We start from the raw sequence: 16,169 nt of genomic DNA on the forward strand, positions 1-16,169 counted from the left end.
GGCACAACCGGAAGGCCGGCAGACGGCATCTCGCGTACGTCGCTCAGGGCTTGATGCCGGCGGCCTTCCACGGGGCTGGCTGCCGGTGCACGGTCGAGGGCGAGGCGGTGGCAATGTACGCAGCCCGCTCACACCGACCACGCACGCCAACCCTGCGTGGCGTCCACGGTCCCCGGGGGCCGCGGCAGGGCGGCGGACGGGGCTTCCTCTCTGGTGCTTCGTGGTTGCGGTCAGGGCGTCGTGAGGCCGAACCAGTAACTGAAGGTCTCCAGGAGGGAGTTGAGGCGGTTGAAGGGTTCGATGGTGCCGGTGGGGATGGTGAGAGCGCCCTCGCTGTACAGCTCGCCCGGGGTCTTGGCGCCGATGGCGAACTCGTTGAGGCCGGTGCGAGTGATCTCGTACATGGCGTCGGCCGTGTCCTGGTCGGCGGCCCGCGGAGTGTGGACGAGGACGCCGTTGCGGAGCCGCACCGTGCACTCGGACGGGTCGTCCGGGAGCCCTCCGGTGACCGTGAGGCCGAAGGAGAGCGGGTGGCTCGCGGCGGCGGGGCCGTTGAGGCGGATGCCGACGTAGTCGAAGAGCATCTCCAGCGGCATGGCGGCCAGCACGGGCGGGGTGATGATCTGCGGCGAGGGCAGGTTGGGCGGGGCGCCGTCGGCGGACCGGGTGCGCAGCTCGTGTGCGGCGGCGAGGTAGAAGTTGCGCCAGGGGCCGCTCTCGGCCTGGTAGCCGAGCTGTTCGAGGACGTCGGCCTCCAGGTGGCGGGCGTCCTGGTCGGTGGGGTCGGCGAAGACGGCGTGGCTGAGGAGTTCGGCGGCCCACCGGTAGTCGTCGGCGTTCTTGGCGTTCTCGTACGTCTGGCGGGCGAGCGCGACAACGGTGGCGGCGCCGCCCATCGCCTCGACGTACCGGAGCCCCGCCGCCTCCGGGGGCAGGGTGTGCAGGTGGGCGGCGTTGCCGTCGTACCAGCCCAGGTAGCGCTGGTAGACGGCCTTGATGTCGTGGTTGACGGTGCCGTAGTAGCCGCGGTTGAACCACTGTCCGGCCAGGGACTCCGGCACGTGGGTGTCGAGGTCCTCGGCGATCTCCGTCATGGTCCGGCCCTGGTTGGCCAGCCGCAGTGACTGGTCGTGCAGGAAACGGTAGAGGTCGGCCTGGCTGGTCAGGAACGAGACGATGGCGTCAGGCTTGTCCTCGGTCTTCCAGCGGGGCCAGAAGTGGCTGGCGAACAGGGTGTCCGAGCGGTCGGCGTACCACTCGATGGACTGGGTGAGGTACTCCGACCACGCCTTGGCGTCGCGAACCTGGGCCCCGCGCAGGCTGTAGAGGTTGTGCAGGGTGGGGGTGGCGTTCTCGGCCATGCACAGGGTGCGCACGTCGGGCAGGTAGAAGTTCATCTCGGCCGGGGCCTCGGTGCCCGGGGTGAGCTGGAACTCCATGTTCACGGGCCCGAACGCGTGGGGGTGGCCCTTCTTCGCCCTGTGCGGGGTGACCTCGAACGTCGGGGGCAGCAGTCCGGACGATCCGGCGGACATGCTCTTGCCCAGCCCGGCGTCGACCTGGCCCTGCGCTGACCGTTCGAGGAGCGGCCCGTACATGAACATCGCGCGACGCTGCATGGCGTTGCCCGCGTAGACGTTCTCGCTCACCGAGTGCTCCAGGAAGCCTTCCGGGGCGATGACGTCCACGCCCTCGGGCAGCTCGCCGTTCTCGAACAGGCCCAGCACGCCGCCGTAGTGGTCGAGGTGGGAGTGGGTGAAGAGCACCGCGCGGATGGCGCGCTCCTGGCCTCGGTGCTGCCGGTAGAGCTTGAGGGCTGCCGCGGCGCACTCGGCGCTGATCAGGGGGTCCACCACCACGATCTCCGGGGACTCCCCTGTGGGGTCCTCCAGGAAGGAGATGTTGGACAGGTCCATCCCCCGCACCTGGTAGACGGCGTTGGGGACGACCTCGAAGAGGCCGGTGTACATGTTCAGCCTCGCGTTGCGCCACAGGCTGGGGTTGACGGTGTCGGGCGCCGCCTCCTCGTTCAGGAACGTGTAGGCGCTCAGGCTCCACGCGGGGAGCTTGCCGTCTTCCCGGCCGATGGTGAAGTCCGCGGGCAGCTCTTCGAGCTGCCACTGTGCGGCGAGGGCCCTCTCGGCGTCCTCGTCCCACGGGGGAACGGGGACCGCGGCGTTCAGGTCCCTGGTCAGGGTGGTGGCGGGCTGGGGTGTCCTGTCGGTGGAACCGTGCATCGGTCGCTTCCCCTCTGTCGGCCGGAGGCCGAGCCTCCGGAGCGGATTCGGCTCGCGCGCGACTCAACGGCCCACCCGGCGACGGGGATGGCGTGCTCCCGTGGCGTGGGCGGCCCGACAGCACGGATCCTCCCAGTGCGTGCCTGGGGCAACCAGACGGGGAACCGGTCAGCCGGACAGGTGTCCTGTTCCGTCCCCGCGGTCCCGGACCCGTGGGAGCAGGGGGAGTCCTGTCGGCGCGCGGTGCGGTCGCCGACGGTGCCGAGGGGGACTTCCGGCCGGTCCGCGAACGGGTTGGGGCCGCCGCCCCGGTCTTGTTTCCGGCCTTGTCGATACCCCGCGCCGTTGCGAAGCTCCGCAAGGAATCCGACGTAGGAAAGGGGCAGCGATGGGTGTGGTTCTGGGCGACTTAGAGGTCGCGTTCACCACCGGTTTCACCGCGCGATGGAACGACCGCAACAGCGGCGGCAGGTTGAACACCGGGTTCTGGCAGCCGGTTCCGCCCGCCGGGTTCCGGGCGCTGGGTACCCTCGGCCGGCCCGACTACGGCGACCCCAACGGCGTCGGTGTCGCCGTGTGCGTACGGCAGGCCGAGGGCAGGCCACAGGCGCTCGCCGACCCGGTCGACTACGAGTGGCGGTACGACGACAAGGGCTCCGGGGCGCGCTTGAACGGCAGTACGTGGCGCCCCGTCCCACCGAGCGGCTATGTCGCGCTCGGGGACGTGTGCGCCGACAGCCACTACAAGCCCGCGCTCACCGACGCGGTGTGCGTACGCGAGGACCTGACCGCGCCCGGCCCGGCCGGGGGGCTGATCTGGAACGTGGCCGACACCGGCGGACGGCACCGGGCCAGCATGTGGCGCATCACCGCCCCGCCCTCGTACGTGGACGCCACGGAGGGGCCGACCAAGGCGATGATCGCGCCCGGCGGGTTCGTCACGGTCGCGCAGTACGAGCAGCCCGCCTTCGAGGAGCAGATGCGGGTGCTGCGGCTGCCGTTGCCCTCGGAGCGACCTGGAACGCTGCCCGCGCCGCCGCAGTTGACCGGCCGCTCCCGGCCCGCATCGGCGACCGCCCCGGTCACCGATCACGCGGTGCGGGTACCGATGACGGCCGTCGTCGACACCGGCCGGTCGGTGGCCTGGAAGGTCGCCAACTCGCCCTTCTACACCATCGAGCGCCAGGTGGCGTGGAAGCTGCTGATGTTCGCCAACAACGCCACGTCCGTCGACCAGTGGCTGGAGGACGCGGTCACCGTGGGGGTGGAGAAGTCCACCAGCGAATCGTTCCAGGTCACCACCGGCGTCTCGGTCACGGTGGAATCCGGCGTCCAGCTCGCAGGGGCCGGATCCCAGGTCTCCGCCACCGTCAGCACGGAGCTGGGCTACGCGACATCCACTTCGGTGTCCCACTTCGAACAGCGCACTGTCACCCGCAAGATGATCACGCCCGCCGGTCATGCCGCCGCCATGTGGGTGGGCGCGTACTCCCTGCGTACCGTGCGCGGCGACGGAAGCGTGGTGGGCCAGGCGCTGGCCTTCGACGGTGACAGCTTCCACACGGACCAGTACCCGGACTGAGCCATGGACCGAGCCATGGACCGAGCCATGGTGCCCACTTCGGAAAGGAATCGCTGATGGCCGCTTCGGAAAGGAACCGCTGATGGCCACTGTCACCACAGCCGGCACGTGGAAGCGTGCCAGCCCCATGCCACCCGAGGACCTCCGCGGCGAGGGGACGAACCAGGTCCGCTGGGGAACCGCTGACGAGCAGAACCGCGAGACCGGGTACACCTTCACCGGCGGTACGACCGACGCCCGGCTGGACGGCCACGAATTCACGCTGGGCACACTCACGTACGACAACTACATACGCGACCCCGGGGTCTACATCTTCAGCTTCTGGCTGATGCTGACCGTCCGCGTCGCCGTCGAGGGCAGCCCCGAGGCGGAGTTCACCTACGTCGCCTCTCACGCCGATATGGGGGACCAGCAGCGCGACGTACCGGACTCCCTGACCTTCATGACCAGTCCGCCCGAGCAGAGCATCTCGATCGACGGCGTCCCCTACACCGTGGTGCTGTGCGGCTTCCCGACCGACCGCGACGAACCGCCCACGGACGTGCTGCGGGGCCCGGAGAAGTCGAGCACCACCGTCGAGCTGCACGCCATGTTCGTCCGCAGGGACGGCGTGCACCTGGCCATCCGCGATGTCCACTACGCGGGCACCCCCGACGAGGAGTACGCCGAGATCGTCAACCACTGCGCGACCGGCCTCGGGCTCAACGGCTGGGTCCTCAACGTTCACCCTGGCCAACTCCCACCACCGCAGCCACCCCGCGCAAACCCAGGCACTGCACCGCTACCTGCGCTGGCGCAATACCGACGCCCGCCACCCCGACGTACTCACCGCCCAACGCAAGGAACGCGCCCGTGTCCGCCGCGAGAAGGGCATCCGCTGGGGCGGACGCCCCCTCAACACCGCAGCCTGACTCAACACCGCAGCCTGACCAACCGCGAACCGCAGTCCCCGAGCGCCGAAGGAGGCAAGTTCAGAAGAAGGACAGCGACAGAAGGATGACTCAGGAGGCGGACGGTTCGATCTCCCCCGCAAAGACGATGACCTGGTCGATGAGGCTCCGCCGCAGATGGACGACGTCCGTTCCCGCCAGGCGGGGACCTCCATCCGGCGTGGTGAAGACCCACTGGTACCGGGCCCACTCGTCAGGCATGTCCACCGCCGAGCAGCGCACCATCGTGCCGGTCCCCGCAGGGTGGCGCCGGATGTCCAGCACGAACCGCTCGACCGCCGCGATCCCTTCGCTGCGACCCAACGGCCCCCAGAAGACCACGTCTGAGGTCAGCGCCTGGGAGAGCAGAGCAGTCACGTAGATGTCGTCCGAGGCGTTGAACGCGGAGATGAACATGTCGATCGCGGAGCGTGCACTCTCTTCCTGCATACCCCAGTAATACCAGCCGTTTCGCGTGCGCTCGTCCCGTGAGCCGCCTTCCGATCACGGTGAACCATTCCGGCCACAGCACTACCCGCCAACGGGACTTCGTCGCGCCCCAGTTGCTCAGGTCGTGGCAGGAGACCGACCGCGAGCATTTTCGCTCCGTTCGAAGACTGGGGGCGTCACGGTGGTGCGGAACGCCGGGGACGCCGTTGCCGCACGTCCCCGGCGTATGGCCAGATGGCTGTCAGGGATCTGGGAACAGCTTCTGCTGGCGCTTCTCTCCCAGAGACAGGTGCCACCCATGACCGCGCCCATGAGGACCCCTTCCTATGAGAGCTACCAGAACGCTGTAGGTGGCTCCGTTCCCCGCGCTCAGCGCTGCGGGAAGCCAGAACGCAAACATGACCGCTCCCACGCAGGTCGCCATGAGGGCAGGATGCCTCGCAGAGAATCTCTGACTTCTGGTGGGCGGACGGCTGCGTTTTTCGAAGCGCCAATAGGCATCAACGAAACGAGCCATCAGACTCCTTGGCTTCGGAGACCCCATCCGATCATTCTGCCCTCAGCCCGGGAGGTTTCGGTCACGCTCGTCACATTCGAAGCGCACCGCGCGGTGGGCCCGGGCCGGGAACGTGTCGAGCCCGCGGCGAGGAGCGCCGAGTGGGGGGGATCTGCGCGGCGTCACGGCTCTGAGCGTCACTGCGATTCGGCCCGGGGGTCCTGGAGGGCGCGGACGAGGTAGTCCTCGTCGATGGGCTTGGGGTCGGGCAGGTCACCGATGGCTTCCAGCAGATGCGCCCGGTCGTAGGTGCGGCGCTGCGCGAAGTAGCCGAGGAGTCGTGTCTGTCCGGCGATGAGAGCCTCGGCCGGGGTGGGGTCGGTCAGTTCCGGCACCGGAACCAGGGCTGCGCCGGGGAAGCGGCGCTCCAGTGCGCCGGCCGCCGTTGCCGTCGCGGTGTTCTGCGGATGGGTGACGTGCAACGTCCGTAGTGATGGCGTGCCGCGAAGGAACTCGGCGGCGCGGACCATGGCTTGGGCTGCGTAGTCGGCCTGGAGAAGGTTCAGCGTGCCACCTGGATCAATGGCCGCTCGAAGGCGCAGGGTGTCTCCGCGACCCCGTTTGAGGGCGCGCAGCAATGTCTGGCCCTTGTCCCGCATGGACAGCGCGCGAGCTCCCGCGTCCACCGCGCGCACCAGGTGGTCCAGTGGCTGACTGGGCAGGCCGGGGGGTACTGGGCGGTCGGTGACGAGGATGCCCGGCCGCATGATGGCCACCGGACGTCGAGTGCCGCGGGCCCAGGCGTGCACCATGGTCTCGGCGGTGTACTTGGCCTCCTCATAAGGGACTTGGAAACCGGCGTCCTCGTACAGATCGTCTTCCTGCACATGGCCGGTGAGCCGGCGGCCCGCTACGGCGATGGTGCTGATGTGCACCAACTGGGCGTCCGGGGCGTGATCGGCGAGTTCCAGAAGGTGGCGAGTGCCGAGCACGTTGGCCCGGTACACGGGCACAGGATCGCCGTCCAGGCTGAGCAGAGCCGCGCTGTGCCAGATCTGGGTGAGTGCGTCGGTGGCCCGCGCGTGGGCGTCGGCACTCAGCCCGAGGCCGGGTTCGGTGATGTCGCCGCTGACGTAGCGCAGCCGCGTGAGAGCGCCGGCCGGCAGGGGCGGGGCGTCGAGCCAGGTGACGGCGGCCTCGGTACGGGTGCGCAGGCTTTCCTCGCTACCGCGGCCGAGGACGGTCACGGGCTCATCGCTGGGACGGGCGAGCAGTTCACGAAGCAGACGGCAGCCGACGAAGCCGGTGGCCCCGGTGACGAGGATGGACAAGACGCCTCCACAGCAGAGGTGCGACTACAGCGGGTGAGGGGCTGACCGTACGCCTCCGGTAAAGGCAATCAGACCGCGTAGCCCGTCTCCGTGCGTTCGCGTCACTCAGAAGAGAGCAGGTGAGCAGTCTTCTCGCTGCTACCGGAACGAGTGAAACGCAACCCGATTCTCCTTCACCGCAAGGGATTCGCCGGGTACGCACCTCCGTAATGTTACTGTCCGTGGCGGTTTGAATACCCGTCTCGTCATCTCCCGGAAGGCTGCACACATGTACCAGGAACCGGCCGTGTCCGATGAGCGTGCGATCGCCGTCGTGGGGGTGTCCTGCCGTCTGCCCGGCGGCACGACCGGAATGAACGAGCTGTGGAGCGCCCTGGAGGAGGGCCGCGACCTGGTCACCGAGATGCCTCCGGACCGGTTCGACGTCGACCGGTTCGTGAACACGGAGATGCCGCGCCCGGGCAAGACCTACACAGCGGCGGGCGGCTTCCTGGATGACATCGCTGGTTTCGACGCTGCCTACTTCGGCATCTCCCCCAAAGAGGCTGCGCACATGGACCCGCAGCACCGGCTGCTGCTGGAGCTGACGGCGGAGGCCCTGGATGACGCAGCCATCGCTCCGGAGAAGCTGGCCGGCACCGACGCCGCCGTCTACATCGGTATCTCCGACGCCAGTTACGCCGGACTCACGGCCCTCGAACCGCGCACCATGAACCCCTACACGATGTCGGGCGGGGCCTCCTCGATCGCAGCCAACCGGCTTTCGCACACCTTTGATCTGCATGGTCCGAGCATGGCGGTGGACACCGCCTGCTCCTCGTCCCTGGTTGCCCTGGACCGGGCGTGTCACACGCTGTGGGAGGGCACCAGCAAGGCGGCACTGTGCGGCGGCGCGAATGTCTTGCTCAGCCCCATTCACTACGTCGGTTTCTGCCAGGCGTCGATGCTCTCTCCGAGCGGCAGGTGCGCCTCATTCTCCGCCGATGCCGATGGGTTCGTTCGCGCCGAGGGGGGCGGCATGGTGGTGCTGAAGCGCCTGACCGACGCGCTGGCCGACGGCGACCGGATCCACGGGGTGATCCTGGGCAGCGCCAGCAACTGCGACGGCAAGACCATGGGCCTGGCCCTGCCCAGCGCCGAGGCCCAGGAGGACCTGCTGCGCCGCGTCTACGCACAAGCGGACGTGCATCCCAACGAGTTGGTGTACCTGGAGGCGCACGGCACGGGCACCGCCGTGGGGGATCCGCTGGAGGCACGGGCCATCGGCCAGGCCCTGGGCATGCGGCGGATCACCGGTCCGCTGCCGATCGGCTCGGTCAAGACCAATGTGGGACATCTGGAGCCCGCCTCCGGCATGGCCGGCCTGTGCAAGGCACTGCTCGTTCTGCGGCACAACACGATCCCGGCATCCCTGCACGCACAGCAGCCCAGCCGGGCCATCGACTTCACCGGCCTCGGCATCGACCTGGTCACCCGGAACCGGGCCCTTGCGGACGCATCGCGTCCCGTGGTGGGCATCAATTCGTTCGGCTTCGGCGGCGCGAACGCGCACACCATCCTCACCGCAGCGCCGCCCGTGCAGCCCGAGCCATACGAGGCGAGCGCGGTGCCGCCGGAGGGCCTGCCGGTTCTGGTCAGCGCGCGAACGAAGGCAGCCCTGGCGCAGGCGGCGGCACGCATGGCCGTACACCTGCGGAGTGCCGGTCCGGAGGACTTCTACGACATCGCCTACACCTCCTGCCGGCGCCGGGGCCTTCAGGAGCACCGTGCCGCGGTCCTGGCCGCATCGGCGCCGGAGGCTGCCGAGCAGTTCGACGCGCTCGCCGAATCGGGTACGGACGGGACGGCCCAGGCGGTGCACGCCGGGCGGGTGGCCTTCGTCTACTCCGGCAACGGGTCGCAGTGGGCCGGCATGGGAACGGACCTGCTGGCTGAGGACGCCGTCTTCCGACAAGCGGTGACGGCCGTGGATGCCGAACTGACGCCGCGGTTGGGGTGGTCGGTCGCCGAGTACCTGGCCTCGCCGCCCGAGCAGTGGCGGCTTGAGGCAACCGAGGTGGCGCAGCCGTTGCTGTTCGCCGTTCAGGTCGGCCTCACCGAGATGCTGCGCGGCCAGGGCGTCGAGCCGGCCGTCGTGCTCGGGCACAGCGTCGGCGAGGTGACCGCCGCCTTCACCGCCGGCGCCCTCACCTTGGCGCAGGCGGCCGAGGTGATCACGCAGCGCAGCCAGGCCCAGGCGGCCACCGCGGGCGCAGGCCGGATGGCGGCCGTCGGGCTGGCGCCCGACCATGTCGCGGAGGTACTCAAGGTCTACGACGGGAAGTTGGAGGTCGCGGGCGTCAACAGCGCCCGGGACGTGACGGTGGCCGGGGACGCCGACGCGCTCGCGGCCCTCGGCGAGCAGCTGACCGAAGAAGACGTCTTCTTCCGCGACCTGGGCTTGGACTATGCCTTCCACAGCCGGGCGATGGACTCGCAGCGGCAGCCACTGACCGCCGCGCTGAAAGACCTTCAACCACACCCGGCGGACATTCCCTTGTGCTCCACGGTCACCGGCACCCGGATCACCGGCACCAGCCTGGCCGGTGAGCATTGGTGGCACAACATGCGCGAGCCCGTCGCCTTCGACAAGGCCGTGGACGCGGCGCTGAACGACGGCGCGGACATCCTGCTGGAAATCGGCCCCGACCCCGTGCTGCGCACCTACCTGCGGCGCATCACCGAGGCACGCCAGCGGACGCCGGTCGCGGTCCTGGGAACTCTGCGCCGCGAGACCGACGGCACCGCTGCGATGGCCTCCGCGCTGGCAGCCCTGCTGGCCGTGGGCGCCCACACCGACTGGTCCCGCTACTTCCCCCGCCCCGGCCGGGTGACCGATCTGCCCGCCTACCCCTGGCAGCACGAGCGCCACTGGGCCGTGCCCAGGGAACAGGCCGACTGCCCCCCGGCGGAGCACCCGCTGCTCGGCAACCGGGCCCCCGCGCCCTCCCCGCTGTGGACAACGGCGGTGGAGCCGGCTCGGGTGCCCTGGCTGACCGACCACCGAGTCGCCGGCAGCGTCGTCATGCCCGCGACCGGGTACGTGGAGATGGCGCTGGCCGCCGGCCGCCTGGCCTGGGAGGCACCGGTGGAGGTCGAGCATCTCGACATCGCCGCCGCACTGGTGGTGAACTGGGCCGACGCATCCGCCGTCAAAATGCAGATCGCGCTCGACCCCGACAACGGCCTTCTGCGGATCTCCAGCGCCGACGGGCACAGCGGCGAACCCCGCACCCACGCCCGCGCCCGCGTGCGCAAGCTGCTCACCCCCCGCCCGCAACCCATCGACGTGGCCGCACTGCGCCAGCGGTGCACCCGCCGGGTACGGGCAGAGGACCACTACACCGCCTGCGCAGATGCCGGCCTCGGCTATGGCCCCGCCTTCCAGGTCCTCACCGACCTGCACACCGGCGAGCGGGAAGCCCTCGCCCACTACAGCCACCCGGCGCCCGGCGCGCCCTACACCGCGCACCCGTCGTTGCTCGACGGCGCCCTGCAGTCCTGCGCCCCGCTCCTGGCCGGTCTCATGGCCCAGGACCGGGCCTACTTGCCCGCGGCCATCGGCGCCGTCCGGGTGTGGGGCACACCTGCTGAGTCCGGCGTCATCGCCGTACGAGAACGCTCACGCACCGAGTACGAGATCTGCTGGGACATCACCGTCGCGTCCCCTGACGGCACCGTCTGTGTGCAGCTCGACGGCTGCCGTCTGCGCCGCTTCGCCGGCGTCCCCACAACGCCCCTGGCAACTACTCACACGGTGCTGCGCGCCGCACCGCGCGACAGTGACGCCTGTTCCTCGGCTTCCCCTGTGCCTCTGCCCAGCGAGGTGCTCACCGCGTGTGCGCCCCGGATCGCCGAGACCCGCGCGGCCTGGCGGGAACTGGACTACAGCAAGGGCCGGGCACGTCTCCTTAAAGTGTTCGCGCATAAATTCATCGCAGCGGTCCGGTCGCTGCTACCCGATCCGCGGGCGCCCTTCACCGAGGAAGACCTCGTCGAGTACGGACTCGATGGTCGCCAGCTTCGTTTTTTCAAGATGCTTCAGCCGCTGGTGGAGCAATACGGGCTGCTGCGCAAGGAGGCAGATGACCGTTATCTTCTGACCGGTTCGCCGTCTGAGGAGTCCTTGGAGGCATTGCTCGCCGAGGCGCCTCAGTTCATCGCCCTTCAGGCGCTGAGCCTCCAGCAGCTCGCGCATCTTCCCGACGTCCTTCGCGGAGATCACGACCCGATGGAGCTGCTGACACATGACTCGTCAGCCAGAACTCTCGAAGTGTTCTACGACATTGACCCGTTCTGTCATTTCTACAACCGTCTGACCCGCATCCTGCTCAAGGAGATCGTCCAGAGCTGGCCCGAGGGCCGGCCGCTGCGTGTCCTGGAAGTCGGGGGCGGTACGGGAGGTCTCACCGCCCAGTTGCTGCCGGTTCTCCCGCCGGAGCGAACCCGCTACTGCTTCACCGACCTTTCCTCCTTTTTCTTCGCCCGGGCCCGTACCCGGTTCGGCGCCCACGACTTCGTCGACTACCGCACGTTCGACCTGGACACGCCGCCGGCCGAACAGGACTTTTCCCTCCGGGCTTTCGACCTGATCGTGGCGGGCAACGCGCTGCACACCGCCAAAGACCTCACCCGCGCCGTCGGACACCTCACCAGCCTTCTGGCACCCGGCGGCGCCCTGCTCACCTTCGAAACTCACACCCCAGAGGTACTGGCGCCGATTTTCGGCGGACTCGACAGCTTCTACGCCAACACCGACGCCACGCTGCGGCCCCGCTCCCTGCTGCTGCCGCACGCGGAGTGGCCCGGCCTGCTGACGTCCTGCGGCTTCGCGCACGTCGAGCAGACCGGCGACGATGCCGACGAACCCGGGGCCAAGGACGGCTCCATCCTCCTGGCCACCCTGCCCGCCACGCTGCCGCACGAGACGGCACCGGGGGTCGGCGACCGTACGGACGCCGCCTTCGTCGTCGCCGCGGAGACCACCACGGAGCTGCCACTGGCAACGGCGGTGACGGACCTCCTCATGGAATCCGGTGGACACGGTGCACAGGCCGTCCTCGCGCCCACTGCGCAACACGAGTGGGAAGCTGTCCTCGGTCCCGACGACGCCCCGCCCGCCGTGGTGTTGCTCCTGGGGGAGCTGGCCACAGACGACCCCGACGCGGTGGTGGACCAGACAGTCCAGCGCGCGGAAATGCTGCGGACTTGGTCAGTCGCTGTGGATCAGAGGCAGCACGGCAGCAAGCGCCCGGAACTCTGGGTCGTCTCCCGCCCCAGTGGCGCCGTGGAAGCCGGCATGGAGGCCGCCCAGCCGGCCGACGCGGCCATCTGGGCACTGACGCGTTCCCTGACCAACGAACAGCCCGGCATCCAGTGCCGACGAGTGTCCCTGGCCCGCGTGGGTGACCTGGACGAAGACGCCTGTCGTATGACCCGCGAGTTGTGCGCGCCCGGCGACGAGGACGAGATCGTGCTGACGGCACAGGGCCGCTTCGTCGTTCGCGAGCAATACCGCCCCCGTGCGCGCCCGGCCACCAGCGGCCTGCCCTACATGCTCCACGCCCGCAACCCCGGCCTGTCCTATGAATTGTGCTGGCGGGAGACCGAGCAGCCCGAGCCCGGCCCCGGCCAGGTGCTCATCGAGGTCAAGGCAGCCGCCCTGAACTACCGGGACATGATGCGGGTGACCGGCCTGCTGCCCGCCGAGGCCGGTGAGGACCTTCCGGTGCCCGACGGCTACGGGCTGGAAGGCGCGGGCCTGGTCGTCGCCTGCGGCGAGGGCGTGACCCACCTCAGGCCGGGGGACCGCATCTCCTGCCTGTGCCCTGGCGCGTTGGGCTCCTACGCGCTGGCGCCGGCCGAGGCCGCCCTCCCGCTGCCGGACAGCATCACGTTCACCATGGCCGTCACCATGCCGGTGGCCTACGCCACCGTTGTCTACAGCCTGGGCACCCTCGCCCGTCTCCAGCCCGGCGAGACCGTGCTCATCCACGGCGCGGCAGGCGGCGTGGGGCTGGCAGCCCTGCGCTACGCGGTCGCCCAGGGCGCCGAGGTCATCGCCACCGCCGGCAGCGAACTGAAGCGCAACTACCTGCGTGCCCTGGGCATCACGCACGTCCTGGACTCCCGTTCGCTGGACTTCGCCGACCAGGTCCGCTCCCTCACCAACGGCCGTGGCGTCGACGTGGTGCTCAATTCGCTGGCCGGCGAGGCCATGGTCCGCAGTCTCGAACTGCTCCGCCCCGGCGGTCGCTTCCTGGAACTGGGTAAACGCGACTTCTACGAGAACAAGCCGCTGCTGCTGAGGCCGTTCAACAACAACATCGCCTTCTTCGGCGTCGACCTCACCAAGGTCATCGCCGACGAACGCCAACTCACCGAGCTCTTCGCAGAGCTCACCGACCCCGCGATGCAGCATGTACTGAGCCCCCTTCCGCACAGCACCTTCCCCGCCGCCCGCGTGGACGAGGCCTTCACCTTCCTGCAGCACTCCCGCCACCTCGGCAAGATCGTTGTCGCCTTCGACCCCCTGGACGAGCCACCGCTTGTTGAACACCGCGCCCGGCCCCACCACCTCGACCCGGACGGCACCTACCTCATCACCGGCGGCACCAGCGGCTTCGGAGCCGAGACCGCCAAGTGGCTCGCCAGCCAGGGGGCCCGACACCTCGCGCTCGTCAGCCGCCGCGGTCCCGACGCGCCAGAGGCCGACGCGATCCTCACCGCCCTGTCCGCCCAGGGCGTGCAGGCGACCGCCTACGCAGCCGACGCCGCCGACCTCGCGGCCATGACCGACCTCCTGGCTCATATCGAAGCCCAGGGCCCCCCGCTGCGCGGCGTCGTCCACGCCGCCATGCACCTGGACGACGAACTGCTGCGCGACCTGGACCGGGACCGCATCGCCGCTGTGCTGCGCCCGAAGATCGCCGGCGCGATGGTCCTGGACCAGCTCACCCGGAACCGGGAGTGCGACCTGTTCCTGATGTACTCCTCCAGCTCCGCGACGATGGGCAACATCAAGCAGGCCCCCTACGTGGCCGGCAACCTGTATCTGGAGGCCCTGGCCCGCAACCGCCGCGACGCGGGCCTGCCCGGCCTGGCGATCGCCTGGGGAGCACTCGATGCCGGTTTCGTGGCCCGCAACCACCTGGCCCCCAGCCTGGCCGGCGTCGGAATGCACACCGCCAGCACGGACGAGGCACTCGCCGAAGCCCAGAAGCTCTTGCACAGCGGGGCCACCGCGGCCAGCGTTGCCCGCATGGATTACGGTGCGCTGCGGGCGTTGGCGCTGGGTACCAGCCCGCGCATGGCCGGCCTGGTACCCACCGGCAGCGACACGCGGGACGAAGCCGAGGAACTGCTGCGCCGGCTGCGCCAACTGCCGGCAGAGGAGGCGCTGAACCTCCTGGCGCAGAGCATCGCCTCACGGATCGCCGAGATCATGCAGATGAACGTCGACGAGGTGGACCTGCACCGGCCGCTGGATTCGTTCGGCCTGGACTCGCTCATGGCCACCGAGCTACTGGTGAAGTTCCAGAAGGACTACGCCATCAACATCCCGCCCATGGAGCTGCTGCGCAGTACCACCGGGTCCATCACCGACCTGGCCCAACTGATCCACCTTCGCCTGGCGCTGGCGCCCAGCACCGTGGCACCAGCGCTCCCGGCCCCGCGGGCCAGCCAGGAAGAAGAGCCTGCCACGCCCGCTGAGCGATCGGAGCCGGCTGAAGACGAACCGGTACCGGCGACCCAATGAAACCGACCGTCTTGTTGCCGCCCGGTACGGCCGGCAACAAGACGGCTCTGCCTCACCGGGGGGCGTTTACCGCTGCCGCGCGAGGTCTGCCATACGGGTCAGCCGTTGTGAGGTCGTCTCGTCCACCGGTGTCATCACCGTCATCCGGTGTCCCGTCCCCGTGACGCTGGTCGAGACGAAGTTGAGGTGCAGCAGGCCCACGAGGGGACTGTCCAGGCGCTTGGTTTCGTACCGCTGGAGCATGACGTCGTGGCGACTCCACAACCGTGCGAATTCATCTGACCGCTGCCGTAGTTCACCGACCGTCGTCGCGGCTGCCGGAGTATCCATGTCGCTGCCGACGACGGCACGCATCTGCGCCACCATCCTGGTGGCGACGATGTCGTCATCTACATAACGGCTACGCCAGTCAGGATCTGTGAAAAACCGCACCGCGCAATTGCGTTCCGCCAGCGGAATCAGGTCCATGTCGGTAAACAGGAAACGGTAAGCGCGGTTATAGGCCACCACATCAAACAAAGAAGTCTGCAGGCACGCGGGGTACGGATCGAGTTTGTCCAGAACCGGCTGGAACGCCGCAGGCAAAGAAGGGTCGCTCACGGCGGACTCGGCCGGTGACACCCGCACCCCGGCAAGCCGCCGCAGATGCTGCCTCTCGGTGTCGTCCAACCGCAGCGCTCGGCCGACCGCCACCAGAACCTGCATGCTGACATTGATCGGCCGGCCCTGTTCGAGCCAGGTGTACCAAGTGACCCCGACCCCAGCGAGCACCGCGACCTCTTCACGCCGCAGGCCGGGCGTCCGGCGCCGGCCGGTGGAAGGAAGACCCACCTGCTCCGGAGTCAGCCGTTCACGTCGGGTACGCAAGAAGTCGCCGAGCTCACGGCTGATCACAGGGGATGCGGTGTCCATCATGTCTCCATCTTCTTCCACCTGGGAGGTGTGAGCCAGGTGCTGTCAGTACCTGCATAAACAGGCTCCTGGTAACAGGATGAGCCCGTCGCCAGGATGGGCTGATGGTCATCGGTGGCCGGCTCGGAGATCTGTACGGGAGACGCAGACTCTTCCTCACAGGGATGGCGGGCTTCACCGCGTTCTCGCTGCCGGCGACCGCCGCCCCGCACATCACCGTGTTGCTGGTTGCCCGCGCACTCACCCCTACCTACCGAGGCCCGTGGCTGTCGACCAGCCGGGCGTGGCATCCGCGAGGGCCCGGCCGCTGTGTGAACCCGCCCGTCGAAACGAAGCCGGTAGCCAACATGCCGTGCGCCGGGTGCGCTTGCCTGGCTCGCCGCTCCTCGCCCAGGCACACGAACACGTGGGAGAGCGGCACGGATACCAACTGC

At 69.2% G+C, this 16,169-nt stretch carries 6 protein-coding genes and 2 pseudogenes; 4 read left to right on the forward strand and 4 right to left on the reverse strand.

Translation table 11 applies throughout. From position 1 onward, the window contains the following. Window positions 1-230 precede the first annotated feature (230 nt). Entirely contained in the window at window positions 231-2,237 is a 2,007-nt protein-coding gene (locus NMN56_RS20130; protein WP_274045886.1) for an alkyl/aryl-sulfatase, read from the reverse strand. A 388-nt stretch (window positions 2,238-2,625) separates the two neighbouring features. On the opposite strand from NMN56_RS20130, the gene NMN56_RS20135 reads away from it, so the two are divergent. The 3 genes and pseudogenes from NMN56_RS20135 to NMN56_RS20145 all read left to right on the forward strand — a co-directional run. Further along, entirely contained in the window at window positions 2,626-3,819 is a 1,194-nt protein-coding gene (locus NMN56_RS20135; RefSeq protein ID WP_274045885.1) for a Vps62-related protein, read from the forward strand. An 82-nt stretch (window positions 3,820-3,901) separates the two neighbouring features. After that, window positions 3,902-4,390: pseudogene (locus NMN56_RS20140) on the forward strand (choice-of-anchor K domain-containing protein); the annotation flags it as partial. 148 nt (window positions 4,391-4,538) lie between these two features. Then, window positions 4,539-4,730, forward strand: a pseudogene (locus NMN56_RS20145) (IS630 family transposase); the annotation flags it as partial. Window positions 4,731-4,820: 90 nt separating this feature from the next. On the opposite strand, the gene NMN56_RS20150 reads toward NMN56_RS20145, so the two are convergent. Together NMN56_RS20150 and NMN56_RS20155 are read right to left on the reverse strand one after the other, a co-directional pair. After that, a complete protein-coding gene (locus tag NMN56_RS20150) occupies window positions 4,821-5,198 on the reverse strand; it encodes a nuclear transport factor 2 family protein (protein WP_274045884.1) in 378 nt (125 codons plus the stop codon). Window positions 5,199-5,891: 693 nt separating this feature from the next. Beyond that, the gene (locus tag NMN56_RS20155) at window positions 5,892-7,025 is read right to left on the reverse strand and encodes an SDR family oxidoreductase (RefSeq protein ID WP_274045883.1); all 1,134 of its coding nucleotides are present in this window, start codon (window positions 7,023-7,025) and stop codon (window positions 5,892-5,894) included. A gap of 286 nt (window positions 7,026-7,311) precedes the next feature. On the opposite strand from NMN56_RS20155, the gene NMN56_RS20160 reads away from it, so the two are divergent. Next, window positions 7,312-14,823, forward strand: coding sequence for a type I polyketide synthase (locus NMN56_RS20160; protein ID WP_274045882.1), 7,512 nt, complete (start codon window positions 7,312-7,314; stop codon window positions 14,821-14,823). 66 nt (window positions 14,824-14,889) lie between these two features. On the opposite strand, the gene NMN56_RS20165 is transcribed toward NMN56_RS20160, so the two are convergent. Further along, window positions 14,890-15,738 carry a helix-turn-helix transcriptional regulator gene (locus tag NMN56_RS20165; protein WP_274045881.1) on the reverse strand — a complete coding sequence of 283 codons (849 nt, stop codon included), beginning with the start codon at window positions 15,736-15,738 and terminating at the stop codon, window positions 14,890-14,892. Between the last annotated feature and the right edge of the window lie 431 nt (window positions 15,739-16,169).

This window comes from Streptomyces iconiensis (assembly GCF_028657195.3).
GTDB classification, from domain to species: Bacteria; Actinomycetota; Actinomycetes; order Streptomycetales; family Streptomycetaceae; genus Streptomyces; species Streptomyces iconiensis.

Coding starts and splice junctions, on each gene's coding strand:
- NMN56_RS20135 (WP_274045885.1), top strand. CDS start 2,626: ATGGGTGTGGTTCTGGGCGACTTAGAGGTCGCGTTCACCACCGGTTTC.
- NMN56_RS20165 (WP_274045881.1), bottom strand. CDS start 15,738: ATGATGGACACCGCATCCCCTGTGATCAGCCGTGAGCTCGGCGACTTC.
- NMN56_RS20130 (WP_274045886.1), bottom strand. CDS start 2,237: ATGCACGGTTCCACCGACAGGACACCCCAGCCCGCCACCACCCTGACC.
- NMN56_RS20150 (WP_274045884.1), bottom strand. CDS start 5,198: ATGCAGGAAGAGAGTGCACGCTCCGCGATCGACATGTTCATCTCCGCG.